This window comes from Pseudomonas sp. NFACC08-1 (assembly GCF_900106735.1).
GTDB classification, from domain to species: domain Bacteria; phylum Pseudomonadota; class Gammaproteobacteria; order Pseudomonadales; family Pseudomonadaceae; genus Aquipseudomonas; species Aquipseudomonas fluorescens_Q.
On the sequence record NZ_FNNL01000001.1, the window covers coordinates 524,409 to 548,468 of the forward strand.

General features: G+C 63.0%; 23 protein-coding genes. 9 read left to right on the forward strand and 14 right to left on the reverse strand.

The window, feature by feature from the left end:
• Positions 1-94 precede the first annotated feature (94 nt).
• Positions 95-838 carry a DUF2059 domain-containing protein gene (locus BLU76_RS02440; protein ID WP_092221377.1) on the reverse strand — a complete coding sequence of 248 codons (744 nt, stop codon included), beginning with the start codon at positions 836-838 and terminating at the stop codon, positions 95-97.
• A 141-nt stretch (positions 839-979) separates the two neighbouring features.
• Between BLU76_RS02440 and BLU76_RS02445 the strand changes: the two genes are divergently transcribed.
• Together BLU76_RS02445 and BLU76_RS02450 are read left to right on the forward strand one after the other, a co-directional pair.
• On the forward strand, positions 980-1,612 hold the full coding sequence (locus tag BLU76_RS02445; protein ID WP_072349205.1) for a 2OG-Fe(II) oxygenase: 633 nt from the start codon (positions 980-982) through the stop codon (positions 1,610-1,612).
• A 2-nt stretch (positions 1,613-1,614) separates the two neighbouring features.
• Positions 1,615-2,106: a 2-thiouracil desulfurase family protein gene (locus BLU76_RS02450; RefSeq protein ID WP_063323936.1), complete on the forward strand. Its 492-nt coding sequence runs from the start codon at positions 1,615-1,617 to the stop codon at positions 2,104-2,106.
• A gap of 170 nt (positions 2,107-2,276) precedes the next feature.
• On the opposite strand, the gene BLU76_RS02455 is transcribed toward BLU76_RS02450, so the two are convergent.
• A complete protein-coding gene (locus BLU76_RS02455; RefSeq protein ID WP_092221379.1) occupies positions 2,277-3,650 on the reverse strand; it encodes a GTPase/DUF3482 domain-containing protein in 1,374 nt (457 codons plus the stop codon).
• Entirely contained in the window at positions 3,643-5,010 is a 1,368-nt protein-coding gene (locus tag BLU76_RS02460; protein ID WP_092221381.1) for a DUF2868 domain-containing protein, read from the reverse strand. The genes BLU76_RS02455 and BLU76_RS02460 overlap by 8 nt, the downstream gene beginning before the upstream one ends.
• 86 nt (positions 5,011-5,096) lie before the next feature.
• On the opposite strand from BLU76_RS02460, the gene BLU76_RS02465 reads away from it, so the two are divergent.
• Positions 5,097-5,609: a dihydrofolate reductase gene (locus tag BLU76_RS02465; RefSeq protein ID WP_092150021.1), complete on the forward strand. Its 513-nt coding sequence runs from the start codon at positions 5,097-5,099 to the stop codon at positions 5,607-5,609.
• 30 nt (positions 5,610-5,639) lie between these two features.
• Here the strand turns inward: BLU76_RS02465 and BLU76_RS02470 are convergent, their stop codons facing one another.
• Positions 5,640-7,031, reverse strand: a complete 1,392-nt coding sequence (locus BLU76_RS02470) for an L-cystine transporter (protein ID WP_092221383.1) — start codon at positions 7,029-7,031, stop codon at positions 5,640-5,642.
• Positions 7,032-7,273: 242 nt separating this feature from the next.
• Between BLU76_RS02470 and BLU76_RS02475 the strand changes: the two genes are divergently transcribed.
• Positions 7,274-8,329: an HAD family hydrolase gene (locus BLU76_RS02475; RefSeq protein WP_092150027.1), complete on the forward strand. Its 1,056-nt coding sequence runs from the start codon at positions 7,274-7,276 to the stop codon at positions 8,327-8,329.
• Positions 8,330-8,576: 247 nt separating this feature from the next.
• Here the strand turns inward: BLU76_RS02475 and ilvD are convergent, their stop codons facing one another.
• The 4 genes from ilvD to BLU76_RS02500 all read right to left on the reverse strand — a co-directional run bounded on the left by ilvD (position 8,577) and on the right by BLU76_RS02500 (position 13,975).
• Entirely contained in the window at positions 8,577-10,418 is a 1,842-nt protein-coding gene (gene ilvD / locus BLU76_RS02485; RefSeq protein WP_057449518.1) for a dihydroxy-acid dehydratase, read from the reverse strand.
• A gap of 258 nt (positions 10,419-10,676) precedes the next feature.
• Positions 10,677-11,882 carry an MFS transporter gene (locus BLU76_RS02490; protein ID WP_092221385.1) on the reverse strand — a complete coding sequence of 402 codons (1,206 nt, stop codon included), beginning with the start codon at positions 11,880-11,882 and terminating at the stop codon, positions 10,677-10,679.
• 245 nt (positions 11,883-12,127) lie between these two features.
• Positions 12,128-13,324, reverse strand: a complete 1,197-nt coding sequence (locus BLU76_RS02495) for a class I SAM-dependent rRNA methyltransferase (RefSeq protein WP_003206543.1) — start codon at positions 13,322-13,324, stop codon at positions 12,128-12,130.
• Positions 13,325-13,435: 111 nt separating this feature from the next.
• Positions 13,436-13,975, reverse strand: coding sequence for a type 1 glutamine amidotransferase domain-containing protein (locus BLU76_RS02500; RefSeq protein ID WP_063323944.1), 540 nt, complete (start codon positions 13,973-13,975; stop codon positions 13,436-13,438).
• A 232-nt stretch (positions 13,976-14,207) separates the two neighbouring features.
• Between BLU76_RS02500 and BLU76_RS02505 the strand changes: the two genes are divergently transcribed.
• The 3 genes from BLU76_RS02505 to BLU76_RS02515 are packed head-to-tail and all read left to right on the forward strand — an operon-like array spanning position 14,208 to position 16,239.
• On the forward strand, positions 14,208-15,023 hold the full coding sequence (locus BLU76_RS02505) for an HDOD domain-containing protein (protein ID WP_170867267.1): 816 nt from the start codon (positions 14,208-14,210) through the stop codon (positions 15,021-15,023).
• Positions 15,024-15,053: 30 nt separating this feature from the next.
• Positions 15,054-15,866: a bifunctional DNA-formamidopyrimidine glycosylase/DNA-(apurinic or apyrimidinic site) lyase gene (gene mutM, locus BLU76_RS02510; RefSeq protein WP_072346173.1), complete on the forward strand. Its 813-nt coding sequence runs from the start codon at positions 15,054-15,056 to the stop codon at positions 15,864-15,866.
• A 52-nt stretch (positions 15,867-15,918) separates the two neighbouring features.
• Positions 15,919-16,239: a multidrug transporter gene (locus BLU76_RS02515; RefSeq protein ID WP_072346175.1), complete on the forward strand. Its 321-nt coding sequence runs from the start codon at positions 15,919-15,921 to the stop codon at positions 16,237-16,239.
• A gap of 161 nt (positions 16,240-16,400) precedes the next feature.
• Here the strand turns inward: BLU76_RS02515 and BLU76_RS02520 are convergent, their stop codons facing one another.
• The 5 genes from BLU76_RS02520 to BLU76_RS02540 form a co-directional block, all read right to left on the reverse strand.
• Positions 16,401-16,652: a YfhL family 4Fe-4S dicluster ferredoxin gene (locus BLU76_RS02520; RefSeq protein WP_009683359.1), complete on the reverse strand. Its 252-nt coding sequence runs from the start codon at positions 16,650-16,652 to the stop codon at positions 16,401-16,403.
• A gap of 137 nt (positions 16,653-16,789) precedes the next feature.
• Entirely contained in the window at positions 16,790-17,269 is a 480-nt protein-coding gene (coaD, locus tag BLU76_RS02525; protein WP_003177462.1) for a pantetheine-phosphate adenylyltransferase, read from the reverse strand.
• A 251-nt stretch (positions 17,270-17,520) separates the two neighbouring features.
• A complete protein-coding gene (locus BLU76_RS02530) occupies positions 17,521-19,116 on the reverse strand; it encodes a GMC family oxidoreductase (RefSeq protein ID WP_092221389.1) in 1,596 nt (531 codons plus the stop codon).
• Between the two features lie 84 nt (positions 19,117-19,200).
• Positions 19,201-19,746, reverse strand: coding sequence for a twin-arginine translocation pathway signal protein (locus BLU76_RS02535; protein ID WP_092221391.1), 546 nt, complete (start codon positions 19,744-19,746; stop codon positions 19,201-19,203).
• 27 nt (positions 19,747-19,773) lie between these two features.
• A complete protein-coding gene (locus BLU76_RS02540; protein ID WP_092150042.1) occupies positions 19,774-21,204 on the reverse strand; it encodes a coniferyl aldehyde dehydrogenase in 1,431 nt (476 codons plus the stop codon).
• Between the two features lie 148 nt (positions 21,205-21,352).
• Here BLU76_RS02540 and BLU76_RS02545 point away from each other — a divergent pair, with 148 nt between their 5' ends.
• Together BLU76_RS02545 and BLU76_RS02550 are read left to right on the forward strand one after the other, a co-directional pair.
• Positions 21,353-22,024 carry a TetR/AcrR family transcriptional regulator gene (locus BLU76_RS02545; protein WP_003206524.1) on the forward strand — a complete coding sequence of 224 codons (672 nt, stop codon included), beginning with the start codon at positions 21,353-21,355 and terminating at the stop codon, positions 22,022-22,024.
• 33 nt (positions 22,025-22,057) lie between these two features.
• Positions 22,058-22,912 (forward strand): sulfurtransferase, encoded by an 855-nt coding sequence (locus BLU76_RS02550; RefSeq protein ID WP_092221393.1) that lies wholly within the window; start codon positions 22,058-22,060, stop codon positions 22,910-22,912.
• A gap of 132 nt (positions 22,913-23,044) precedes the next feature.
• Here BLU76_RS02550 and BLU76_RS02555 read toward each other — a convergent pair whose 3' ends face one another.
• Entirely contained in the window at positions 23,045-24,043 is a 999-nt protein-coding gene (locus BLU76_RS02555) for a hydrolase (RefSeq protein WP_092221582.1), read from the reverse strand.
• Positions 24,044-24,060: the final 17 nt, after the last annotated feature.

Below are 24,060 nucleotides of genomic sequence, written 5' to 3' on the forward strand. Positions count from 1 at the left end.
GGGCTATTGCTATCGCGAGCAGGCTCGCTCCCACAGAGTGTTGAGCTGCGAGATCCAATGTGGGAGCGAGCTTGCTCGCGATGGCGGCGCTGAACTACTGCCCGAGATTCTGCCCCACCGCCAACCCCGCCCGAATCGCCGCCAGGGCCGCTTGATAATAAGCCTGGCCCTCGGTCGATTCGGCGAAGGTGGCGAACTCTTCCAGCTCGGTATCCGTCAGGTCACGGTAGACGTACAGCAGCGTGTTGTTCAGGTCCGCGCCGATCTGTTCCATTAACCGCTGGCGCTGGCTGTCGAGCATGCCCTGGGCCTGGCCGCCGCCCAGCAGCCCCGGGATCATCGAACTCAGGCTGTCGGCCGCCACGCCGGCGATCGCCAGGCTGACTTCGGCGCCGGCCTCGCGGGCGGGCAGGGCCTGGGCCAGGTGGCCGATGATCAACAAGCGGTTGTCGCTGGCTGGCATCTTTGGCAGGCCCTTGGCGTTTTTCGCCAATTGATCACGCCGGGTCGCCAGCAACTCGGCCGCCACGACCTTGCGGCCCAGGGGCGACTGGAAAAAGCTCAGGGCCGGGCTGGGGTCACGCAAATTCTTGCGCATTTGCGCCTCGGCCCGCTGGTCCATGGCCTGGGGGGAGAAACGTTGATTGCTGTTGTTCACCAGGGCCTGGAACACCGCCGGCGGCAGGCTGCTCTGATAGCGCTGCTGGGCGGCGCTCAAGGCGTCATTGAAATGCGCCCGCTGTTCCGGCCAACCGGCGACCTTGTACAACTGGTCGTAGCTGTCTGCCCAGGCGGGCAAAACGCAGAACATCAACAGTGAGAAAAGCAAACGGCGCATAGGGACTCCTGTCAGCAGCCGACTATTCTCCGTGGGGTGTGGGGTCTTGTCGAGAATTCGTATCAAGTTCGTACGACGGTGCTATCTGGCGGCAAAAAACCTGCCGAGCGTCGCTGTTGGTTTTACAGGCACAGGCATACTATGCGCGCCATGCAAATACCTTCTGATCACCCGCTGCTGTTACGTATCGTCGACGACCTGGCCGAGCGCGGCTGGTCGCAGCAGGACCTCTTCCTGCCGGAGGCGCTGACCCGCGCCCTGGCGGCCGAATGCCGCCAGCGTGCCGCCGAGGGCGAACTGGCCCCGGCAGCGGTCGGGCGCGGGCCGTTCTCGGAGATCCGCGAAGGGATCCGGGGTGATCACATTCAGTGGATCGAACCCGGCCAGGCGCAAGCCTGCGACCATTACCTGGCGCTGATGGACAGCCTGCGCGAGGCGATGAATCGCGGGTTGTTCCTGGGCCTGGAAGACTTCGAAAGCCACTTCGCCCTCTATCCGCCTGGCGCGTTCTACCTCAAGCACGTCGACCGCTTCCGCGATGACGACCGACGGACAGTGTCGGCGGTGCTTTACCTCAATGACGACTGGTTGCCGGAACACGGCGGCCAGTTGCGCATGTACCTGGACGAAAGCCTGGAACAGGACGTGGTGCCCATCGGCGGTTGCCTGGTGGTGTTCCTGTCGGGGGACATTCCCCATGAAGTACTGCCGGCCACGCGTGATCGCCTGTCCTTGACCGGTTGGTTCCGTCGTCGCGGCAACGAGTTGTTCTGAAGATGGAAAAGATCCTGGTCAGTCGCTGCCTGCTCGGGCATCGCGTGCGCTACGACGGCGGCGCCAGTGGGCCGTTCGATCAATTGCAGCAATGGCTCGACGAAGGCCGGATCGTGGCGCTGTGCCCGGAAGTCGCCGGCGGTTTGCCTACGCCCCGGGCGGCGGCGGAGATTCCCGGCGGACAGGGTGGGCAAGTGCTCGACGGCCAGGCACTGGTCATCACCAGCGACGGCGAAAATGTGAGTGCGCAGTTTTTGTCCGGTGCGCATCAAGCGCTGGCGTTGGTGCGCGAACACGGCATTCGGATCGCCGTGCTCAAGGCCAACAGCCCATCGTGCGGCAACCTGTTGACCTATGACGGAACGTTCAGCGGTGTGAAGGTCAGCGGCGAAGGCGTGACGGCGGCGTTGCTCAAGCGCCATGGCGTGCAAGTGTTCAGTGAGCTGGAATTGCCTGAAGCGGCGGCGGCCCTCAAGGCCTTGAACAACGATTGAGGGATTGCTTTTGTGGCGAGGGAGCTTGCTCCCGCTGGGCTGCGAAGCCGCCCTAAACCTGACACCTCGGTGCATCAGATCAATCACATTTTGGGGCTGCTGCGCAACCCAGCGGGAGCAAGCTCCCTCGCCACAGGGTTTTGTGTACTTGGCACAAGGTTTTGTGTCGTTCAGAGCTGCTCAGCCAACTGCTCAATCAGCTCCTGGCGTTCTGCCTGGCTCAATCGCGGTTGAGTATTCAGCGACGACCACTGCGGATGCGCCCGCGCCTTGTTCAAGGCTTCGGGCAGCTTGCCCTCGCGCCAGGTCTTGTCCTGGGGTGTGGCGATGCGGATGCTGTCCATCGCCGCATGGCCGCGCTGGTCGAGGGCTTGCAGCAGTTGGCGTTGGCGCAGGGCCAACAGGCGCAGCACGCTGTCGTCCACGGTCAATTCCCGTTGCCCCTTGAGCTTGCCCATCAGCCGGTTGCCATAGCTGCGGGCGGTTTGCAGGGTGCCGCCGACAATGGCCCCGGCCAGGGCGGCGGCGCCAAGGGTCAGGCCGCCCACCAGCAAATCCACGCCGGCCCCGGCCGCTGCGCCCGCCGCGATCCCGCCACCGACGCGTACGCCCAGTTGCTTGAGGGTCTCGGGGTTGAACAGGTCATCGCCCCAGCGCCCGTCGAGCAGCGGCAGATCGCTGGCAGCGGCGTCCTGGGGACGAAAAGCGTAAAGCTTGAGCAGGGCCTCGACGCAGCGCTGCTCGCGCTGACGCACCGCTTTGCGCAGTTCACTGATGGCCTCGCGTTCCAGTTCGGCGTCGCTGGCGACGCTGCGTCGGCAGGCGGCGCAGTCGATCAGCAGTTCGGCGATCAAGCGCGCCGCGCTCTGCTGGCGGGCCAGGCGTTGGGCCTGTTGATCGGCGACCAGGCGTTCCAGTTGCCCACGGGCGCTTTCCAGCAACAGCGCGAGGCTCTCATACAGGCGTCGCTCGCCGTCTTCGGGCGGAGCCACACTGTCAAAACGCACCAGGGCGTGCAGCCCCAAGCGCGCCAGCGCTTCGCGCCAGTCGGGCTCGCGATGGTGGGCGCTGCTGACGAAATTCAACACCGGCAGCAGCGGCTTGCCACAACTGGCGAGGACTTCCAATTCATCGCGGTACTTGGCCAGCACCGGCTCCCGGGCGTCGATCACATAAAGCCCGGCGTCGCTGGCGAGCAGTTGTCGCAGCACTTTGGCTTCTTGTTCGAAGCGTTGCCGCGCCTCGCTGCCCTCGAGAAAGCGGGCCAGGCGCGCCGGGCCGTCGAGGCGTTCGCCAGGACGCTCCAGGCGCTCGAGGTAATCGAGCAGGGCGATGGCGTCTTCCAGGCCCGGCGTGTCGTACAGTTCCAGCAGCGCTTCGCCGTCCACCGACAGGCGCGCACCTTCGACATGGCGGGTGGTGCTCGGGCGATGGGACACTTCGCCGAAGCCGACGTCGCGGGTCAAGGTCCGCAGCAGCGAGGTCTTGCCGACATTGGTGTGGCCGACCACCGCCAGCTTCAGCGGCTTCATGGGCTCAGTCATGGCCGGTCTCCAGCCAGTTCAAGGGCATGCAGTCGGCGAACGGCAACTGCAACTGTTGCAGTGCGGTGTGCCAGTCGCCCAGGCGCTCGGCGTCCAGCGCTTCGCCAGGCGGCGCCTGCAACAGCCAGACGCGGGTGGCGCCGGCACTGCGGGCTAGCTCGGCGATCAGCGCCAGGCTGCCGCGGTCCGGCGAACGGCGTGGGTCGCAGGCAATTGCCAGGCGCGCCGGCGCAAAGCGCGACAATTGTTCGAGAAGTTTGTGGCGCGACTCGCGGCTGTCGAGAATGCCGGCGCTTTTCACGGTTTCGGGCAGCTTGGGCGGCCAGGGCCGATCGTCCAACTCGATTGCCACCAGCAGCGCGCCGTCGCTGTTTATTGCACTGACAGCATTTTCGATGGGATGCAATTGCGCGGGGGCGGCGTCGTTGACGCCCAGTCGCTCGCTGCTGGGCATCAGCCGTTCACGCAATTGGGCGTAGCCCGGCAGGTTCAGGTCCAGGCGCAGCGTGGCGCGACCGCGCCGCCAGCGCCACAGGCACAACAGTGCCAGGCACAAGCGCGGCAGCAGGCCATAGACCAGCAGCACACCGACCAGCCAGGCAGCCCAGGCCTGGCGCGCACTTTCGATGTTCAGGGCGGCATCGCCACTGGCGCGGATCATTTCCACCGTCGGCACGCTGAAGCCCAGCAGGGCGGGCAGCGCACCGAGGGCCTGGGTCATGGCGACGAAGGTCTCGCCGCCGAGGAGGGTGGTTTCCCAGACGAAGCCGTAGCGCCGGGTCGCCATCAACATCAGTACGATGACCAGCGCGCTGAGCATCGCCAGCAGCCACAGGCCATTGACCAACACGCCAAGAGCCCAGCGATTGAGCTTGTGCCGTTGCAGCAACAGCAGCAGGGCCGGCGCCAGTTGGGCGGCCTTGGCATCGCGGGCGAGTTTTTCGCTGAGCCACAACCACAGGCGTCCCAGCGTGGTACCTTGCTCGCCAGCGAATATCAGGCCCAGTGCCCAGCTGATGAGCAGGATCAGGTTCAGCCCTAACAGGCTGCCCAAGGCCCAGAACACATTGACCGGTGCCTGCCCGTCGCCGAGTGCGGCAAACCCCAGGCCGGCGCCGCTGATGATGGCGATCAGCGCCAATGCGATCAGCGCCAGGCGCGCCCCTTGCAACCAATGGCGCATGGCCTCGGTGAGGCCATCGCGCTCGGCCAGCCAGCGGGCGCGGTGGTGGATGCGAGTGGCTAAGTCGCCGCCGGCCGCACGGGCCAGGCGATTGGCTTCCTGGTCCTCGAGCGGGCCGGCGTGTTCTTCACGCAGGCGTATCGTCTCGGTCAACCAGAGGTTCTGCAGTACTGTCACGAGGGTTTCCGTTGCTCGAATGAGGGTTGAGCATAACCGCTGTGAAGCCTGTCGGGGTACGCCGAGCCTCTGGTATCCTCGCCGCCATGAACAAAACTCTCCCCCTAAGCCTGATCGCAGCCCTCGGTGAAAACCGTGTGATCGGCGTCGACAACAGCATGCCCTGGCACCTGCCCGGGGATTTCAAATACTTCAAGGCCACCACCCTGGGCAAGCCGATCATCATGGGACGCAAGACCTGGGATTCCCTCGGTCGACCGCTGCCGGGACGCCTGAACATCGTGGTCAGCCGTCAGCCGGGCCTGGTGCTGGAAGGCGCGGAGGTTTTTTCCACGCTGGAGGCGGCGGTGGCGCGGGCCGAGGCGTGGGCAATGGAACAGGGCGTCGATGAGCTGATGTTGATCGGCGGCGCGCAACTGTACGCCCAGGCGCTGGCGCAGGCGGATCGGCTGTATCTGACCCGCGTGGCCTTGAGCCCGGAGGGGGATGCGTGGTTTCCGGAATTCGATTCGAGCCAGTGGACGTTGGTCTCGAACCAGCCGAACCCGGCTGAAGGGGACAAGCCGGCCTACAGCTTCGAGGTGTGGGAGAAACGTTGAGACAAGCGTAGATCGTTCCCGCGCCCCCCATCAAGCGTGTACCAACTCCCCATGCGCCTCGGCATCGAGCAACGCCTTGTCAGTCTGCTGCATCACCTGGCTGGTAATCGCCCCGGCGGTGATCGAGCCGCTGACGTTCAACGCCGTACGGCCCATGTCGATCAGCGGTTCGACGGAAATCAGCAACGCCACTAGCGCGACCGGCAACCCCATGGCCGGCAGCACGATCAGCGCGGCGAACGTCGCGCCGCCACCGACCCCGGCCACCCCGGCCGAACTCAACGTCACGATCGCCACCAGCGTCGCGATCCACACCGGATCCAGCGGGTTGATGCCCACAGTCGGCGCGACCATCACCGCCAGCATGGCCGGATAAAGGCCGGCACAACCGTTCTGGCCGATGGTGGCGCCGAACGAGGCGCTGAAGCTGGCGATCGTCCGTGGAATGCCGAGGCGGCTGGTCTGGGCTTCAATGCTCAACGGGATGGTGGCCGCGCTTGAGCGGCTGGTGAAGGCGAAGGTCAGCACCGGCCAGATCTTGCGGAAAAAGCGCAACGGGTTGATCCCGGCAGCAGACACCAGCAGGCCATGGACCACGAACATCAGGCCCAGCCCCAGGTACGACACCACGACAAAACTGCCGAGCTTGATGATGTCCTGCAGGTTGGAACCGGCCACCACCTTGGTCATCAGCGCCAGCACACCGTACGGCGTCAGCTTCATCACCAGGCGCACCAGGCGCGTCACCCAGCTTTGCAGGGTGTCGATGGTGTTGATCACTTTCTGGCCTTTCTCCACGTCGTCCTTGAGCAACTGCAGCGCCGCGACCCCGAGGAACGCGGCGAAGATCACCACGCTGATGATCGAGGTCGGCTTGGCCCGGGCCAGGTCGGCAAAGGGGTTTTGCGGAATGAACGAAAGCAGCAATTGCGGGACATTCAGGTCGGCGACCTTGCCGGCGTAGTCGCTCTGGATCACTTGCAGGCGCGCCAGTTCCTGGGGGCCGGCCACCAGGCCTTCGGCGGTCAGGCCGAACAGGTTGGTCAGGCCAATACCGATCAGCGCGGCGATGGCGGTGGTCAGCAGCAGCGCGCCGATAGTCAGGAAGCTGATCTTGCCCAGGGACGAGGCGTTATGCAGGCGGGCCACGGCGCTGAGGATCGAGGCGAAGACCAGCGGGATAACGATCATTTGCAGCAACTGCACGTAGCCGTTGCCCACCAGGTCGAACCAGCCGATCGAGGCCTTGAGCACCGGGTTGCCGGCGCCATAAATCGTGTGCAGGGCGAGACCGAACGCCACGCCCAGTACCAGTGCCAGCAGCACTTTCCTGGCCAGGCTCCAGGTGCGGTGACGGGTTTGTGCCAGGCCGAACAGCAAGGCGAGGAACACCAGAAGATTGAGGGTCAGCGGCAGATTCATCAAAAAGACTCCGACAAGGCGTGCCAGTCGCCCGAAGCCGCGACTGTGAGCCGGGAAGCCTAACAGCCTGATAACTAATGAATTAATACTAAAAACGCATGTAGATTGTCGTTTATGGAATAAGGCAGCGACGTTTACGGATATGTCGCTGGCGCAATCAAGACGCAGGCGGTCGCGGGTAGGCGAGGACTGTCACAAGCATTTGTTAGCGTCGAGTTCTTTTGAACCCGGGAGAAATGCCGATGAAACTCGCACCTCGTTTTCTCGCTGTCGCCTTGAGCCTTGGTCTCGCCGGCCAGGCATTGGCCACCGATCTCAAACACTGGCCGGCGGAACAAGCCAAGGCTCTGGAGACGATGATCGCGGCCAACGCCAACAAGGGTAACTACGCGGTATTCGACATGGACAACACCAGTTACCGCTACGATCTGGAAGAGTCGTTGCTGCCGTTCATGGAGAACAAGGGCCTCATCACCCGGGAAAGCCTGGACCCATCCTTGAAGCTGATGCCGTTCAAGGACACCGCCGATCACAAGGAAAGCCTGTTCAGCTATTACTACCGCCTGTGCGAAGTGGATGACATGGTCTGCTACCCATGGGTGGCCCAGGTGTTCTCCGGCTTCACCCTCAAGGAACTCAAGGGCTATGTCGACGAGCTGATGGCGTCCGGTAAACCGGTGCCGACCACCTATTACGATGGCGACAAGGTGGTCCAGTACAACGTCAACCCGCCGAAAGTCTTCACCGGCCAGGCCGAGCTGTACAACAAGCTGATGGAAAACGGCATCGAGGTCTATGTCATGACCGCCGCTTCCGAAGAGTTGGTGCGCATGGTCGCCTCCGATCCGAAGTACGGCTACAACCTCAAGCCGCAGAACGTCATCGGCGTGACCACGCTGCTCAAGGACCGCAAGACTGGCGAGCTGACCACCGCGCGCAAGCAGATCACCGCCGGCAAATATGACGAGAAGGCCAACCTCGGCCTGGAGTACACGCCTTACCTGTGGACCCCGGCGACCTGGATGGCCGGCAAGCACGCGGCGATCCTGACGTACATCGACGAATGGAAAAAACCGGTGCTGGTCGCTGGCGACACGCCGAGCAGTGACGGCTATATGTTGTTCCACGATGTGGACGTAGCCAAGGGCGGCATCCACCTGTGGGTCAACCGCAAGGACAAATACATGACCCAGATTAACGGCATGATGGCCAAGCACGCTGCCGCCCAGGCCAAGGAAGGACTGCCGGTGACAGCGGACAAGAACTGGGTGATCGTCAAGCCGGAAGATATCCAGTAACACGGCATCAAAGAGGCAAGGTATTGCCTTTGTGGCGAGGGAGCTTGCTCCCGCTGGGCTGCGTAGCAGCCCCAAAACCTCCAAATGCGGAGTATCAGACACACCGCACCTGCCGGTTTACGACTGCTTCGCAGCCGAGCGGGAGCAAGCTCCCTCGCCACGGGGAATCATGTGGTTCCAGAGTCCGAACAGGCGCCCAAAAAAAGCCCCGCACTTGGCGGGGCATTTTTATTGCGGCTAACGACGCTTACAGGCCGTCGAGCATCGCCTTGTTACGCACCGCGCCCTTGTCGGCGCTGGTGGCGAGCAGGGCGTAGGCCTTGAGGGCCGTGGTGACTTTGCGTGGACGCACTTCCACCGGTTTCCAGCCTTTGTTGTCCTGTTCGACGCGGCGCCCGGCCAGCTCTTCGTCGCTGATCAACAGGTTGATCGAGCGGTTCGGAATGTCGATCAGGACCTTGTCGCCGTCGCGCACCAGACCGATGGCGCCGCCCGCCGCAGCCTCCGGCGAAGCGTGGCCGATGGACAGGCCCGAGGTGCCGCCGGAGAACCGGCCATCGGTCAGCAAGGCGCAGGCTTTGCCCAGGCCCTTGGACTTCAGGTAGGAGGTTGGGTAGAGCATTTCCTGCATGCCCGGGCCGCCTTTCGGACCTTCGTAGCGAATGATCACGATGTCACCGGCCTTCACTTCGTCAGCGAGGATGCCGCGCACCGCGCTGTCCTGGCTTTCGAAAATCTTCGCGTTGCCTTCGAACACATGGATCGACTCGTCGACACCGGCGGTTTTCACCACGCAGCCATCCAGGGCGATGTTGCCGTAGAGCACGGCCAGGCCGCCTTCCTTGGAATACGCGTGCTCGACGCTGCGGATGCAGCCGTTTTCACGGTCGTCGTCCAGGGTCTCCCAACGGGTCGACTGGCTGAACGCGGTTTGCGTCGGAATGCCCGCCGGGCCGGCCTTGAAGAAGTGGTGCACGGCCTCGTCGGTGGTCTGGGTGATGTCCCACTTGGCGATGCCTTCGGCCATGGTCTTGCTGTGCACGGTCGGCAGGTCGGTGTGCAACAGGCCACCACGGGCCAGGGAACCGAGGATGCTGAAGATCCCGCCGGCGCGGTGCACATCTTCCATGTGGTACTTCTGGATATTCGGCGCGACCTTGCACAGTTGCGGCACGTGACGGGACAGGCGGTCGATGTCGCGCAGGTCGAAATCGATCTCGGCTTCCTGGGCAGCGGCCAGCAAGTGCAGGATGGTGTTGGTGGAACCGCCCATGGCGATGTCCAGGGTCATGGCGTTTTCGAACGCCTTGAAGTTGGCGATGTTGCGCGGCAACACCGACTCGTCGTTCTCACCGTAGTAGCGCTTGCACAGCTCGACGATGGTGCGGCCGGCCTGCAGGAACAGCTGTTCGCGGTCGCTGTGGGTGGCCAGGGTGGAGCCGTTACCTGGCAAGGCCAGGCCCAAGGCTTCGGTGAGGCAGTTCATCGAGTTGGCGGTGAACATGCCGGAGCACGAACCGCAGGTCGGGCAGGCGCTGCGCTCGTACTCGGCAACCTTCTCGTCGGAGGCGCTGGAGTCGGCGGCGATCACCATGGCGTCGACCAGGTCGAGGCCGTGGCTGGCGAGCTTGGTCTTGCCCGCTTCCATCGGGCCGCCGGAGACGAAGATCACCGGGATGTTCAGGCGCAGGGCGGCCATGAGCATGCCCGGGGTGATCTTGTCGCAGTTGGAAATGCACACGATGGCGTCGGCGCAGTGGGCGTTGACCATGTATTCGACGGAGTCGGCGATGATCTCGCGGCTGGGCAGCGAATAGAGCATGCCGTCATGGCCCATGGCGATGCCGTCGTCCACGGCGATGGTATTGAATTCCTTGGCAACGCCGCCCACGCGTTCGATTTCCCGGGCGACCAACTGACCCAGGTCCTTGAGATGCACGTGACCCGGTACGAACTGGGTGAAGGAGTTGGCAATGGCGATGATCGGCTTCTTGAAGTCGTCATCCTTCATCCCCGTGGCGCGCCACAAGGCACGGGCGCCGGCCATGTTGCGGCCATGGGTGGATGTTTTCGAGCGGTAATCAGGCATGGAGCACTCCGGGCGGCTAATCAGATATCAAAGGGGAAGTGAGCTTCTGTTGACGTTCTGGAACACCGGGGATTGGCCGAGTGTCCGGAAGTGGCCGATGACTTTGCAGGATCGCTGCGCGCCTCAGCATGAGCTCATAAACCCGCCGGGGATGAATGGCGATGAATGTCGCGATTCTACACCGCTGGCGCCAGGATGAAATGACGCAAAGCACTGATCGGGCGCCAATGTCGCGCTTGAGATGACGACTGGCAACGCTCAGCCGGCCAACAGCGCCCTGTGACGGTGCCGGGCCAGGCTATTGAGCCCCAGCCCCAGGGCGCTGAGCAGCATCAGGCACAGGGCCAGCGTCATCTGCCTGTCCAGCGGGGTGAGGCTGATCGCAGCACTGGTCAGGCCGCCGACGATGAAGATCAGCACGCTACCGGCCGAGGCGGACGTACCGGCTTGCTCCGGGAATCTGTTCATTGCCAGGGTATGGGCCGCCGCCCGGGCAATGGTCGTTCCGGCGGTGCACACGATCATGGGCAGCAGCAGGGTGGTGACCGACAAGCCCAATTGGCTGGAGAGCCCAAGCATCAGGATCCCCGCCGCCAGGATCAGGCCAAGGCCTGTGATGATTTGCGTCTGGGGGGCGATTCGATTGCTCAGCACGGTCGCCACCGCTCCGCCGCCGATATAAGCCAGTCCGTAGCCCAGCAGTGCCCACGAAAAGGCCTCGGGCGAGAGTTGTAACTGATCGATGAGCAGCAGCGGCGAAATGACGATAAACGAAAAGTGGCAGGAAAAGGCCAGTGCCGATGTCAACCAATAGGTCATGAAGCTGAAGTCGCCACAGACCTTTCGATAAGACGCAATGAAGTCCAGGCGCTGGCGTGGGCGACCCGCGGGGGAAGGTTTGAGTAACAGGCTGGCGCCCACAAACACGCCGATCGCCAGGGCCACGAACACCAGGAAGCTGCCTCGCCAGCCCATCCAGCTTTGTAGCCCGGTGCCGGCCAGGGGCGAAACGGAAATGAAAATGCCGCCGCAGGTGACCAGGAATATACGCAGTCGCTGCTGCTCCCCGCCTGTGAACAAGTCCTGTATCAACGCCTGGGACAGCACGAAACAACCGCAGCCCAAGGCCTGGACGACGCGGAAGAACAGAAAGGACCAGTAGCCATCGGTGAGCACGCAACCTGTTGCCCCGACCGCTGAAACGCTGATCCCGATCAGCAGCAGGTTCTTTCGCCCCATGACGTCGGAGAGTGGGCCAACCAGCAGTTGCGAAAGGGCGATGCCCACCGCGAACAGGCTGACAGACAGGGCAATGTCCGACGATGGACGTTCGAACTGCTCGGACAGGGCGGGGAACGAAGGCAGCACGACGTCGATTGGAAAGACCCCGAGCAGTGTCAGGGTCAGCAATAGGCCGACGGTGGCGGGTTTGCGGGCGGCCAGGTGGTTTTGCGGATCAGTCATCGAACAGTTCCAGGACGTACCTGAGGGTCGCTTTCAATCCTAATGCGTCATGCCAGCCAGGCGAGGGGGAGATTGAGTAGGAAGGTTCTGGTAATGACGTGGGGGGACTCCTACAGACGTTTGCTACTTATTGACTTTTGCGCCAGGGACTTATTCAGGCACGCAAAAAAACGCAGCCAAGGTTGCGGTCAGAATGCGATTGGAGTGCGCGGGGCACAGCGCTACGGCACTGGCCCCGCCTGGCCTCAGCTGTTGGGCAACAGCCGGCAGGTGATGCTCTTGATGTAGCGGGTTTCGGCAATGGCCGGGTGTACCGGATGGTCCGGCCCCTGGCCGCCGCGTTCGAGCAGTTGAATGTTGCGGTCCAGGTGACGAGCGCTGGTCAGCAGGATGTTTTGCAGGTCGTCTTCGGGCAGGTGCATCGAGCACGATGCGCTGACCAGGATGCCGTCCTTGCTGAGCAGGCGCATGGCTTGTTCGTTGAGGCGGCGATAGGCGCCCTCACCGTTTTTCAGGTCTTTCTTGCGCTTGATGAAAGCGGGTGGGTCGGCCACGATCACGTCGAAGCGTTCTTCGCTGGCCTTGAGCTCCTTCAGGGCTTCGAACACGTCGCCTTCGATGCAGGTCAGCTTCTCGGCGAAGCCGTTCAGCGCGGCGTTGCGCTCGACACCGTCGAGGGCAAAGGCCGAAGCATCGACGCAGAACACTTCACTGGCGCCGAACGCTGCGGCTTGCACGCCCCAGCCGCCGATGTAGCTGAACAGGTCCAGGACGCGCTTGCCCTTGGCGTACGGGGCCAGGCGTGCGCGGTTCATGCGGTGGTCGTAGAACCAGCCGGTTTTCTGGCCTTCCATGACCGGCGCTTCGAACTTCACGCCGTTCTCTTCCAGGGCGACCCACTCCGGCACCAGGCCGAACACGGTCTCGACGTAGCGGTTCAGGCCTTCGGCGTCACGGGCCGCGGAGTCGTTCTTGAACAGGATGCCGCTGGGCTTGAGCACCTGGGTCAGGGCGGCGATCACGTCGTCCTTGTGAGCTTCCATGGTGGCAGAGGCGATCTGCACCACCAGGATGTCGCCGAAACGGTCGACCACCAGGCCTGGCAACAGGTCGGAATCACCGTAGACCAGGCGATAGAACGGCTTGTCGAACAGCCGCTCGCGCAGGGACAACGCCACGTTGAGGCGGTGCACCAGCAGGGATTTGTCCAGCGGCAGCTTCACGTCGCGGGACAACAGCCGGGCGCAGATCAGGTTGTTGGGGCTCATCGCAACGATGCCCAGCGGCTTGCCGCCGGCGGCTTCGAGGATGGCCTGGTCACCGGCCTTGAAGCCGTGCAGCGGGGTGGCGGCTACATCGATTTCGTTGCTGTAGACCCACAGGTGGCCGGCGCGCAGGCGACGGTCGGCGTTGGCTTTGAGGCGCAGGCTAGGCAGGGACATGACGTCGCTCCGGAAAAAAGAGCGGGAGTATACCGTGTTGCAACCGTGGCGGGGCTGGTGGTGGACATGTGGTGAGGAAGCGGGCTCCCTCACCACGGTATCGGGCAGGTTTCAGGCGGACAACGCGCTGATCAACTCGCGGTTGAACGCCGGAATGTCATCGGGCTGACGGCTGCTGATCAACGTGCCGTCCTTGACCACTTCCTTATCGACCCAGTTCGCGCCGGCGTTGACCAGGTCATCCTTGAGGGTCTTGTAGCTGGTCATGGTCTTGCCCTTGACCAGCCCGCTCGACACCAGCAACCAGCCGCCATGGCAAATCACCGCAATGGGCTTGCCCGCCGCCTCGAAGCCCTTGACCAGTTTCTGGGCATCGGTGTCGATGCGGATGGTGTCGGAGTTCTGCACGCCACCGGGCAGCACCACGGCGTCGTACTGTTCGACATTGGCCGCCTTGAAGGTCAGGTCGATCCGAAAGTCGTCGGCCGGCTGGTCATGGTTCCAGCCTTTGACCTGGCCTTCGCGGGCCGAAACGATGTCAACTTTGACGCCGGCCTGTTCCAGCGCCTGTTGGGGGCCGGTCAGTTCGGCCTGTTCAAAACCGTCGGTCACGAGGATGGCGACACGTTTGTTGTTCAGGGAGCCAGGCATGAAAAATCTCCTCAAGCTGAGTGGCTGGGTTGCCGACTCAAGCCTTATGCAGGCTTGGCTGTCGGCCCTGTAAGGTCCGAAGCCAATGCCTGAAGGAAAGTTCCGCCGATCTACCCGGCGGTGTATCGGATCCATCTTTAAGGGTTAGAATCCCCGCCTGACACCGGAGTGTGTACTCATGTCCAAAGAACTTTCCGCCGAACAAATCCAACAGTCCTTGCAAGGCATCAGCGTGCCGCCCCAGCCGCAGATCATGGTGGATCTGCAGATGGAGCAGTACATGCCCGATCCGGACCTGGAGACCATCGCCAAGCTGATCTCCCACGATCCGGGTCTTTCCGGGGCCTTGCTCAAGATCGTCAACTCGCCGTATTACGGCCTGCGCAACAAGATCACCTCGATCCAGCGAGCGGTGAATCTGCTGGGCAGCCGTTCGATCATCAACCTGATCAATGCGCAGTCGATCAAGGGCGAGCTGCACGACGACGCCATCGTGACCCTGAACCGCTTCTGGGATACCGCCCAGGATGTGGCGATGACTTGCCTGACCCTGGCCAAGCGCGTCGGCCTGGAGAACGGTGACGAAGCCTATGCGCTGGGGTTGTTCCACGATTGCGGGGTGCCGTTGATGCTCAAGCAGTTCCCCAGCTACATGGGCGTGCTGGAAGAGGCCTACGCCAATGCCAGCGCCGAGTGCCGGGTAGTGGACACCGAGAATCGTGAGTTCAACACCAACCATGCGGTGGTCGGTTACTACACTTCCAAATCCTGGCGCCTGCCGGATCACGTCAGCCAGGCCATCGCCAACCACCACAATGCCCTGGCGATTTTCAGCGACGAGTCTTCACGCAATAACAGCCAGTTGAAGAATCTGCTGGCGATCCTGAAGATGTCCGAGAACATCTGTGCGTCCCACCGGGTGCTCGGCAATCAGGCCGAAGACCACGAGTGGAATTGTGTCGGGAGCCTTGTGCTCGATTACATCGGGTTGTCGGAATACGACTTCCAGACCCAGAAACAGGAAATTCGCGACCTCGCCACTCGTTGAGTGCGGGGCTTCGCCTGATTCGAGAGCCTCATGCCAGAACTGCCGGAAGTCGAAACCACCCGTCGCGGCATCGCGCCCCATCTTGAAGGCCAGCGGGTCAGCCGCGTGGTGGTCCGCGACCGCCGCCTGCGCTGGCCGATCCCGGAAGATCTCGACGTGCGCCTTTCGGGCCAGCGCATCGTGCAGGTGGAGCGGCGGGCCAAGTACCTGTTGATCAATGCCGAGGTCGGCACGTTGATCAGCCACCTGGGCATGTCCGGCAACCTGCGCTTGGTGGAAGTCGGCATGCCGGCCGCCAAGCACGAGCACGTGGACATCGAGCTGGAATCCGGCCTGGCCTTGCGCTACACCGACCCTCGCCGCTTTGGCGCGATGCTCTGGAGCCTCGACCCGTTCAATCACGAGTTGTTGATTCGTCTTGGTCCCGAGCCGTTGACCGAGCTGTTCGATGGCGAACGATTGTTCCAGCTCTCGCGGGGGCGGTCCATGGCGGTCAAGCCGTTCATCATGGACAACGCGGTGGTGGTGGGGGTGGGCAATATCTACGCGACCGAGGCCCTGTTCGCCGCCGGCATCGACCCGCGCCGGGCCGCCGGAGGCATTTCCCGGGCGCGTTACCTGAAGCTGGCGATCGAGATCAAGCGCATCCTCGCCCATGCCATCGAGCGCGGTGGCACCACGCTGCGGGACTTTATCGGCGGGGATGGCCAACCCGGCTATTTCCAGCAGGAGCTGTTCGTCTACGGTCGGGGCGGGGAGTTGTGCAAGGTCTGCGGCACGGGGTTGCGGGAAATCCGCCTGGGCCAGCGCGCCAGCGTCTGGTGTCCACGCTGTCAGAGCTGATTTGTCCTACGGTCTATAGTCAGTAGTATTGATTTAGCCGAAGGATCGCCCGATGAAACTGCTTCGACCTGTCGTTTTAGCGCTGCTGCTGAGTGTCGGTTTGCCTGCCCTGGCAAGCGAAGGCAGCGGCGATCCGCGCTACACCATCCAGAACCCGCCGGCCTTCGCCATGCTCGGCGACCTGCTGATTGCTCGTCCGCTGCTGCTCGCCGCCACGGTGATTGGCGCCGGGGCATTCGTGGTGTCGTTGCCCTTTACTGCGCTGGGCGGCGGGGTCGGCGATGCGGGCAAGGCGCTGGTGGTGGACCCGGCGAAGGCCACGTTTGTGCGGTGCCTGGGGTGTATTGGGGAGGGGTTTGAGCGGCAGGAGTGAGGCCGGCAACTGAATCTTGGTGCTGCTGATGGCCCCTTCGCGAGCAAGCCCGCTCCCACAAGGGATTTGCTCAAGATACACATGCTGTGGACATAGCCGATCTCTGTGGGAGCGGGCTTGCTCGCGAAGAGGCCCGCACAAACGCTACAGAGGCTTCTGGCTCAAGCTTTGCCAGTAATCCTGCGATATTTCGCCATCAACTGTTCTTCAGTTTCCGGATGAGCCTCGTCCAGGGGGATGCAATCCACCGGGCAGACCTGTTGGCACTGGGGTTCGTCGTAATGGCCGACACACTGGGTGCACAAGTTCGGGTCGATGACGTAGATCTCTTCGCCTTGGGAAATGGCCTCGTTCGGGCATTCGGGTTCGCAGACGTCGCAATTGATGCAGTCGTCGGTGATGATCAGGGACATGCGGGCTCCTGCCGGGGCGTTGGGCCCGGGCATATGAAAAACGTATGGGCGCAATTGTGCCGCATTGGCGAGCGCAGTGCACGCGGGCGCGATGGACTGCACTGGGCCGGGCTGCGAAGCGGGTCGCAGCCCGCGGGTTATTTCTTGAAGCGCAGGGTTAGCGCATCGGCCACGGCCGGGTGGACGAACTTGGTGATATCACCGCCCAACGCCGCGATTTCCCGGACCAGGGTCGAGGAAATGAAGGAATAACGCTCCGACGGCGTCAGGAACAGGCTCTCGACGTCCGGTGCCAGTTGGCGGTTCATGTTGGCCAGTTGGAACTCGTACTCGAAGTCCGAGACCGCCCGCAGGCCGCGCAGGAACACATTGGCGTTCTTTTCCTTGGCAAAGTGCGCCAAAAGCGTCGAGAAGCCGACCACTTCCACGTTGGGCAGGTGCTTGGTGACCTCGCGGGCCAGTTCCACGCGTTGCTCCAGTGGGAACAGCGGGTTTTTCTTCGGGCTGGCGGCGACGGCAATGATCACGTGGTCGAACAGGCGCGCGGCGCGTTCGACCAGATCGCCATGGCCCTTGGTAATAGGGTCGAAGGTACCTGGGTACAACACTCGGTTCATCGCGTCGTCCTGGCGGGAGTCCGTTGGGGAGTCGGATGGTATCGCAGCCTTCTCGGTCGGCCAAGTCGGCTGTTGCGTAAGAAAGCACTATAGACGGTGCGAATAATCCGGATATTCAGATGTTCGGTAAGCCCGTGGCGAGGGAGCTTGCTCCCGTTTGAGCGCGAAGCGCTCACAAAATGGGTCTGCTGCGCAGCCCAGCGGGAGCAAGCTCCCTCGCTACGGGTTCGTTGTTTTTTTCAATAAATGGTTCATGGGTTTTTCAGGCGTTCGGCCAGGGCCGTCGCTAATTGCGCGGTCAGCCCGTACACCGATAATTGCGGGTTGGCGCCGATGCTGGTGGGGAACAGCGAGCCGTCATGGATCGACAGGTTGCCCAGTTGGTGATGGCGGCCAAGGCTGTCGGTGACAGCGGTTTTCGGGTCTTCCCCCATGGCGCAACCGCCCATCACGTGGGCGCTGCCCAGGCGTGTGCGGTACAACGCCAGGTCGAGTCCGTCGATCAGTGTGCGGGCTTCGGCCAGGGTCTTAACGTAGCGGGCATCGCTGTGCAAGGGCATGACCGCCTTGGCGCCGCCGGCAAACTGGATTTCGGCCATGCTGTGGAAGGCCCGGCGCAAGCCATCCCAGGCATACGGTGTAACGGGATAATCGAGCACGGGGGTGCCGTCGCTGCGCAATTCGACGCTGCCGCCGGGGCTGTCCGGATGAAATCCGTCGCGCAACAGTGCCAACATGGCGTGGGTATGGGGCAGTCGGGACATGTGCAAGGCGTTCTCGGGACCGAACCCGCCCAATAGCGTCGCGGCCAGGGCCGGATGCAAGGGCGGGACTTCAAGCTTGTAGGACATTTTGCCGGTGGTGCCGTCCTGCCATTGGAAATGATCCGAATAAATCGATTGCGGCGCGCCGTAGAACGGGTTGATGACCTCGTCGAATTGCCCGGCGGACATGTTCACCAGATGCAGGAAGGTGCGTTTGCCCAGGCGTCGATGTGGATCCGGCGCATCGGAGCGCAGCAGCAGGCCTGGGCTGTTGATGCCGCCGCCCGCCAACACATAGTGCCGCGCCTTGACGGTGATGCGCCGCCCTGTCGGCGCCACGCAACGCTCGTCCATGGCTTGGCACTCGAGGCCGATGACGGCATCGTTTTTGATCGTCAGACGCTCGACCCGCGCCAGGTAAAGCAGCGCGCCGCCCTTGTCCAGCGTGGCCGGGATGGTGGTGACCAGCATCGACTGCTTGGCGTTGGTCGGGCAGCCCATGCCGCAATAGCCCAGGTTCCAGCAGCCGCGTACGTTGCGCGGGATGACGTGCCAGGCGTAGCCCAATTGTTCACAACCTTTGCGGATCACGTCGTTGTTGGCATTGGGCGGAATCAGCCACGGCGCCACGCCCAGGCGTTGTTCCATCTGCGTAAACCAGGGCGCCATCTCAGCGCGGCCGTGGCCTTTTACGCTGTGCTCGGCAGCCCAGTGGTCGAGGGTCTGGTCGGGCGTGCGGAAGCTGGAGGTCCAATTAATCAGCGTCGTGCCGCCGACGGCCCGGCCCTGGAGAATGGTGATGGCGCCGTCCTTGCTCATGCGCCCCAGGCCTTCCTGATACAGGCTGCTGTAGGCCTGGTCTTCGAGCAGCGTGAAGTCATGACTGGTCTTGAGCGGACCTTCCTCGATCAGCAACACGCGGTAGCCGGCGGCGCTGAGGATTTCGGCCGTGGTGCCGCCGCCAGCACCGCTGCCGACGATGGCCACGTCCGCTTCCAGGGTCAGGTCCTGGGTCAGTTGCGCACCGTTGTAGGTGGTCCAGCCACGGGCCAGGCCTTCGCGGAAGGGATCGGGTACGGGCATGTGCAGGGTTCTCTTATTATTATGGATGGACGATGAAGAACCCTGTGGGAGTGGGCTTGCTCCCACAGGAGTTGGGCCTGGCTTTCAAATCTTGGGTGGTCCTGGATACCCGCAGTGCGCCCAGGCTTCGGATTGGGTGTACCAGGCCATCATCACCAGTTGCAGCAACGAGCTATGGCCTTGACGCAGCAGATCCAGCGAACTGTTTTCCCACCGCCCGAGGAACTGGTGGATGTCATCGGCGCTGGCGTTTTCCCACGAGCCCCAGACCCCGGTCAGCGGCCCACGGGTAATGCCCAGCGTGAGCACGTCGAACAGCTGGCGCGTGAGTTTGAGCATGGCGGGGGACAGGTGGGCCAGGCTGCTGTCCAGGCTTCGCAGGGTTGCGTCCGTGGCGGTGCTAATCTGTCCGGCGGCCACTGCGCCGTCCAGCATCACGGGGATGACGCTGCGTAAAAATGGCAGGTCGCTGTCGCGCAGGGCCGCCAGGCCGTTGCTCGGTTGGCTGGGCGAACAACCGCTCAAGCTGGCGCCCAGGCCGACGGTGGCCAGGAAGGCGCTGGCGCCGAGGCTGAACTTCAGCAGGCCGCGCCGTGACAGCGCGGGTGTATCGGTGAGGCTTGGGTTCATTATTGTTATTACCCGGGAAGAGGCGCGTCAGCGGACAAACAGCTTCTGGATCAGTTTCTGCAAAGGCTTGCCGTAGGGCGGATAAATCAGCTTCGCGGCGTTGAATCGCTGTTTGGTCAGCACGCCCTTGGCCTTGCTGAAGGTCAGGAAACCCTCATGTCCGTGGTAATGCCCCATTCCCGAGGGCCCGATGCCGCCGAACGGCAAGTCGTCCTGGGCGACGTGCAGCAGCGTGTCGTTCAGGCAGACACCGCCGGAATGGGTTTCATGGAGTACACGGTTCTGTTCGGCCTTGTTGTAGCCAAAGTAGTAGAGCGCCAGCGGGCGGGGGCGCTGATTGATGTAGGCGAACGCCTGATCCAGATTGTCATAGGGCACGATGGGCAGCAGCGGGCCGAAGATCTCGTCCTGCATGACGGTCATCTCGTCGCTGACGTTGAGCAGCAGGCTGTGGGCCATGCGGCGGTCCTGGCCCTGGTCGAACAGTTCGATCAGCAGCGCGCCCTTGCTGGTGGCGTCGCTGATGTAGCCGTTGAGTCGCGCCAGCTGTCGTTCGTTGATGATTGCTGTGTAGTCCGGGTTGTTCGCCAGGGTCGGATAAAACCCGCGTACCGCCTCGCGATAGGCCTCAACGAACTCGCCGACGCGATTCTGCGGTACCAACACGTAGTCCGGGGCGACACAGGTTTGCCCGGCATTCAGGGTTTTGCCGAAGGCAATGCGTTCGGCGGCATCCTTGATGGGGATATCGACCGACACGATGGCTGGCGATTTCCCACCCAGCTCCAGAGTGACCGGGGTCAGGTTTTCGGCAGCGGCCCGCATGACATGCTTGCCGATGCTGGTGGCGCCGGTGAACAACAGGTGATCGAAGGGCAGCTTGGAAAACGCCATGCCGATTTCCGCCTCGCCAAGCACCACGCAGACCAGGTCCTGGGGGAAGACCCGGGCCAGCAATTGCTTGAGCAGCAAGCCGGTCGCCGGTGTCGATTCGCTGAGCTTGAGCATCACCCGGTTGCCCGCAGCCAATGCCCCTACCAGCGGCCCGATGGCCAGGAACAGTGGGTAGTTCCATGGCACGATGATGCCGACCACGCCCAACGGCTGATAGATCACTTTGGCCGATGCCGGTTGAAAGGCCATGCCCACCTTGCGCCGGGAGGGTTTCATCCAACCCTGGAGATGTCGGCTGGCGTAATGGATACCGTGCAGGCTCGGCATCAGCTCGGCCAGCAGTGTTTCGTCGGCGCTGCGGTGGCTGAAATCCTGGCTGATGGCGTCGATCACGGCTTGTCGTTCGTTGCTCAATACCTCGCGCAGTGCCTTGAGCCATTGTCGGCGCTGTTCGGCCGGTGGCATTGGATGGGCGGCGTAGGCCTGGCGCTGGGCATCGAAGAGCGACCGCAGCTCGTCCAGTTGTTGTTGAGACTCGTGCAGGTAGGCAACGTCGGCAGGCATCGTCGGGCACCGGATATTATTAGAGTGGGTGTTTTCTAGAGCTTATACTCTAGAAAGTCAATGGCATCCGTAACGGCGATGGGTTTTTCCTGTGACCGATAGGTCGTAAGATGCCGATCAATGCCTTCGTCGAATTAAAGCCCAAACCATGGCCCCACGAATGAAAACCAGCGAGCGCATCGTGCAAAACAGCCTCGAGCTGTTCAACCAGCAAGGCGAGCGCAGCGTCAGCACCAACCACATTGCCGCCCACATGGACATGTCCCCAGGCAACCTCTATTACCACTTCCCCAACAAGCAGGCGATCATCGCCGTGCTGTTCAGTGAATACGAGAACCTGGTGGACAGCTTCCTGCGCCCGCCCCAGGGCCGTGCGGCCACGGTGGAGGACAAGCGCTTCTATTTGCAGGAGCTGCTGGCGGCCATGTGGCGCTACCGTTTTCTGCACCGGGACCTGGAACATCTGCTTGACAGCGATCCGGACCTGGCGGCGCGCTATCGACGGTTTTCCCAGCGCAGCCTGATCCACGGCACCGCTATTTATGAAGGTTTCGTTGCCGCCGGCATCCTGAAGATGGACCGGGTGCAGATCGAGTCCCTGACCCTCAATGCCTGGATCATCCTCACGTCCTGGGTGCGGTTCCTGTGCACCACGCGGGAAAACTTCAGCCACCTGAGCGAGCAGGCCATCAAGCGTGGCGTGTACCAGGTACTGGTGTTGGAGGCCGGTTTCGTGACCGATCAGGCCCGCGAAGAGGTGGATGCGCTGTTCAAAGAGTATTACGTCCCCCTGGCCCAGACCCTGGAGGAAGGGCAGTAGGACCGACCCCCGACTTAGCCACAGGAGTTCACCATGCCCATTGCGCAACTCATCAGCCCTCAAGCCCTCGAAGAGCGGCGATCACAGCCGGGGCTGGTCATCCTCGATTGCCGTTTTGCCCTGGAAGACCCGGATTATGGCCAGCGCAGTTATGCCGAAGGCCACATCGCCGGTGCGTCGTTCGCAGACCTTGAACGCGACCTGAGCGGGGCGGTGACCAAAGGCGTGACCGGGCGTCATCCGCTGCCGGAGCCGGGGGCCTTGATCGAGCGCCTCAAGGCCTGGGGAATCGATAACGACAGTGATGTCGTGCTGTACGACGACGGTCCCGGCGCCTATGCCGCGCGGGCCTGGTGGTTGCTGGCCTGGCTGGGCAAGCGCGATGGCGTGCACATCCTCGACGGTGGGCTCAAAGCCTGGCATGCCGCCGGCTTGCCCTTGAGCCTGGATCCGCCGCAGAACAGTCGCGGGAACTTCAGCGGGGCACCGGATGAGAGCTTGGTGCTCAGCGCCCAAGCGCTGCAACAACGCCTCGGCCAACCGGACATGACCCTGCTGGATGCCCGGGCGTTGCCGCGTTTCAAAGGTGAAGTCGAGCCCATCGACCCGATAGCCGGGCATATCCCGGGCGCCCAGTGCGCGGCGTTTACCGATAACCTGGGCGCCGATGGGCGCTTCCTGCCGGCCGACCAGCTCAAGCAGCGCTTCGCCGAAAAACTGGGCGAGCGCTCGCCCACCGACCTGGTGGCCTATTGCGGCTCCGGCGTGACGGCGTGTCATAACCTGTTTGCCTTGTGCCTGGCCGGGTATCCCTTGGGGCGGTTGTACGCGGGCTCGTGGAGCGAGTGGATCAATGATCCCCAGCGGGGCGTGGCGAAGGGCGAGTGATGTGATTGGCCAGGGCGCTTTTGTGTGGCGAGGGAGCTTGCTCCCGCTGGGCTGCGAAGCGGCCCCCCTCAGGTGAGTGCTGCGCACTCAAGCGGGAGCAAGCTCCCTCGCCACAGAAAACCAAGCCACGGTTCAGTCTCGACCCAGATGGGCCAGCCATGTCGGAATCCGCCGCTCCAGGTAATACCCCGGGCGCCGCAGGGTTCCGTCGACAAACCCTACATGCCCGCCCCGGGCGTGCAGTTCAATCCGGGTCGAGGCGGATAATTCGTCCGGTTCTGGCAGGCTGTGAGGGAACACAAAAGGATCGTCGGCGGCCTGGATGACCAGGGTCGGCGTGCAGATGCCCGCCATGAAATAACGGCTGGAGGCACGGCGGTAGTAATCCGCGGCATCGGAGAACCCGTGCAGTGGCGCCGTCACCCGGCCGTCAAAGTCCCAGAAGGTGCGCATGTTTTCCAACGGGCCAAGCGCTGCCAGGGTCGCCAAGCCTTCGTGGCGTCCGTCGTGCTGGAACTGACGTTGCTTGTTGCGCACATAGGCCACGAGCTGGCGCATGAAATGCGCCTGGTAGAACCTGGAGAATCCTTGGCCGATGCGATCGGCACACTGGTCGAGGCGAAACGGCACCGAGACCGCCACCGCCCCTTGCAACTGGCTGTCGCGGCCGGTTTCCCCCAGATGCTTGAGCAGCACATTGCCGCCCAGTGAATACCCCACCGCAAACAGCGGTGCCAGGGGGCGGCGGGCGCGCAAATGGGTGATGGCGGCGGCGAGGTCTTCGCTGACGCCCGAGTGATAGCTGCGGGGCAGCAGGTTCGGCTCACCCGAGCAGCCACGCCAGTTCAAGGCCGCACTGGCCCAACCCTGGCGACCGAGAGCCTGTTGCAGTCCGGCCACGTAAGGTGAGTTGGAAGAGCCGGTCAGCCCGTGAAGCACCAGCACCAGTGGTGCCTCGGCGCTGTGGGGGCCGTGCCAGTCAAGGTCGAGGAAATCACCGTCTTCCAGCCACAGGCGCTCGCGTTGGCGCTCGATGTGTGTGGTCTTGCGCCATAGCGGACCCCACAAAGTCTGCAGGTGTGGGTTGCCAAGGCCCGGGGCGGGGACGAAACGCTCAGATGCGGCGGACATCATTATTGTTCTCGATG

What these genes read in the sequence shown, in the direction of transcription:
- BLU76_RS02440 (WP_092221377.1), bottom strand. Translation starts at nt 838, where the DNA reads ATGCGCCGTTTGCTTTTCTCACTGTTGATGTTCTGCGTTTTGCCCGCC.
- BLU76_RS02445 (WP_072349205.1), top strand. Translation starts at nt 980, where the DNA reads ATGCGCGCCATGCAAATACCTTCTGATCACCCGCTGCTGTTACGTATC.
- BLU76_RS02450 (WP_063323936.1), top strand. Translation starts at nt 1,615, where the DNA reads ATGGAAAAGATCCTGGTCAGTCGCTGCCTGCTCGGGCATCGCGTGCGC.
- BLU76_RS02455 (WP_092221379.1), bottom strand. Translation starts at nt 3,650, where the DNA reads ATGACTGAGCCCATGAAGCCGCTGAAGCTGGCGGTGGTCGGCCACACC.
- BLU76_RS02465 (WP_092150021.1), top strand. Translation starts at nt 5,097, where the DNA reads ATGAACAAAACTCTCCCCCTAAGCCTGATCGCAGCCCTCGGTGAAAAC.
- BLU76_RS02470 (WP_092221383.1), bottom strand. Translation starts at nt 7,031, where the DNA reads ATGAATCTGCCGCTGACCCTCAATCTTCTGGTGTTCCTCGCCTTGCTG.
- BLU76_RS02475 (WP_092150027.1), top strand. Translation starts at nt 7,274, where the DNA reads ATGAAACTCGCACCTCGTTTTCTCGCTGTCGCCTTGAGCCTTGGTCTC.
- ilvD (WP_057449518.1), bottom strand. Translation starts at nt 10,418, where the DNA reads ATGCCTGATTACCGCTCGAAAACATCCACCCATGGCCGCAACATGGCC.
- BLU76_RS02490 (WP_092221385.1), bottom strand. Translation starts at nt 11,882, where the DNA reads ATGACTGATCCGCAAAACCACCTGGCCGCCCGCAAACCCGCCACCGTC.
- BLU76_RS02495 (WP_003206543.1), bottom strand. Translation starts at nt 13,324, where the DNA reads ATGTCCCTGCCTAGCCTGCGCCTCAAAGCCAACGCCGACCGTCGCCTG.
- BLU76_RS02500 (WP_063323944.1), bottom strand. Translation starts at nt 13,975, where the DNA reads ATGCCTGGCTCCCTGAACAACAAACGTGTCGCCATCCTCGTGACCGAC.
- mutM (WP_072346173.1), top strand. Translation starts at nt 15,054, where the DNA reads ATGCCAGAACTGCCGGAAGTCGAAACCACCCGTCGCGGCATCGCGCCC.
- BLU76_RS02515 (WP_072346175.1), top strand. Translation starts at nt 15,919, where the DNA reads ATGAAACTGCTTCGACCTGTCGTTTTAGCGCTGCTGCTGAGTGTCGGT.
- BLU76_RS02520 (WP_009683359.1), bottom strand. Translation starts at nt 16,652, where the DNA reads ATGTCCCTGATCATCACCGACGACTGCATCAATTGCGACGTCTGCGAA.
- coaD (WP_003177462.1), bottom strand. Translation starts at nt 17,269, where the DNA reads ATGAACCGAGTGTTGTACCCAGGTACCTTCGACCCTATTACCAAGGGC.
- BLU76_RS02530 (WP_092221389.1), bottom strand. Translation starts at nt 19,116, where the DNA reads ATGCCCGTACCCGATCCCTTCCGCGAAGGCCTGGCCCGTGGCTGGACC.
- BLU76_RS02535 (WP_092221391.1), bottom strand. Translation starts at nt 19,746, where the DNA reads ATGAACCCAAGCCTCACCGATACACCCGCGCTGTCACGGCGCGGCCTG.
- BLU76_RS02540 (WP_092150042.1), bottom strand. Translation starts at nt 21,204, where the DNA reads ATGCCTGCCGACGTTGCCTACCTGCACGAGTCTCAACAACAACTGGAC.
- BLU76_RS02545 (WP_003206524.1), top strand. Translation starts at nt 21,353, where the DNA reads ATGGCCCCACGAATGAAAACCAGCGAGCGCATCGTGCAAAACAGCCTC.
- BLU76_RS02550 (WP_092221393.1), top strand. Translation starts at nt 22,058, where the DNA reads ATGCCCATTGCGCAACTCATCAGCCCTCAAGCCCTCGAAGAGCGGCGA.
- BLU76_RS02555 (WP_092221582.1), bottom strand. Translation starts at nt 24,043, where the DNA reads ATGTCCGCCGCATCTGAGCGTTTCGTCCCCGCCCCGGGCCTTGGCAAC.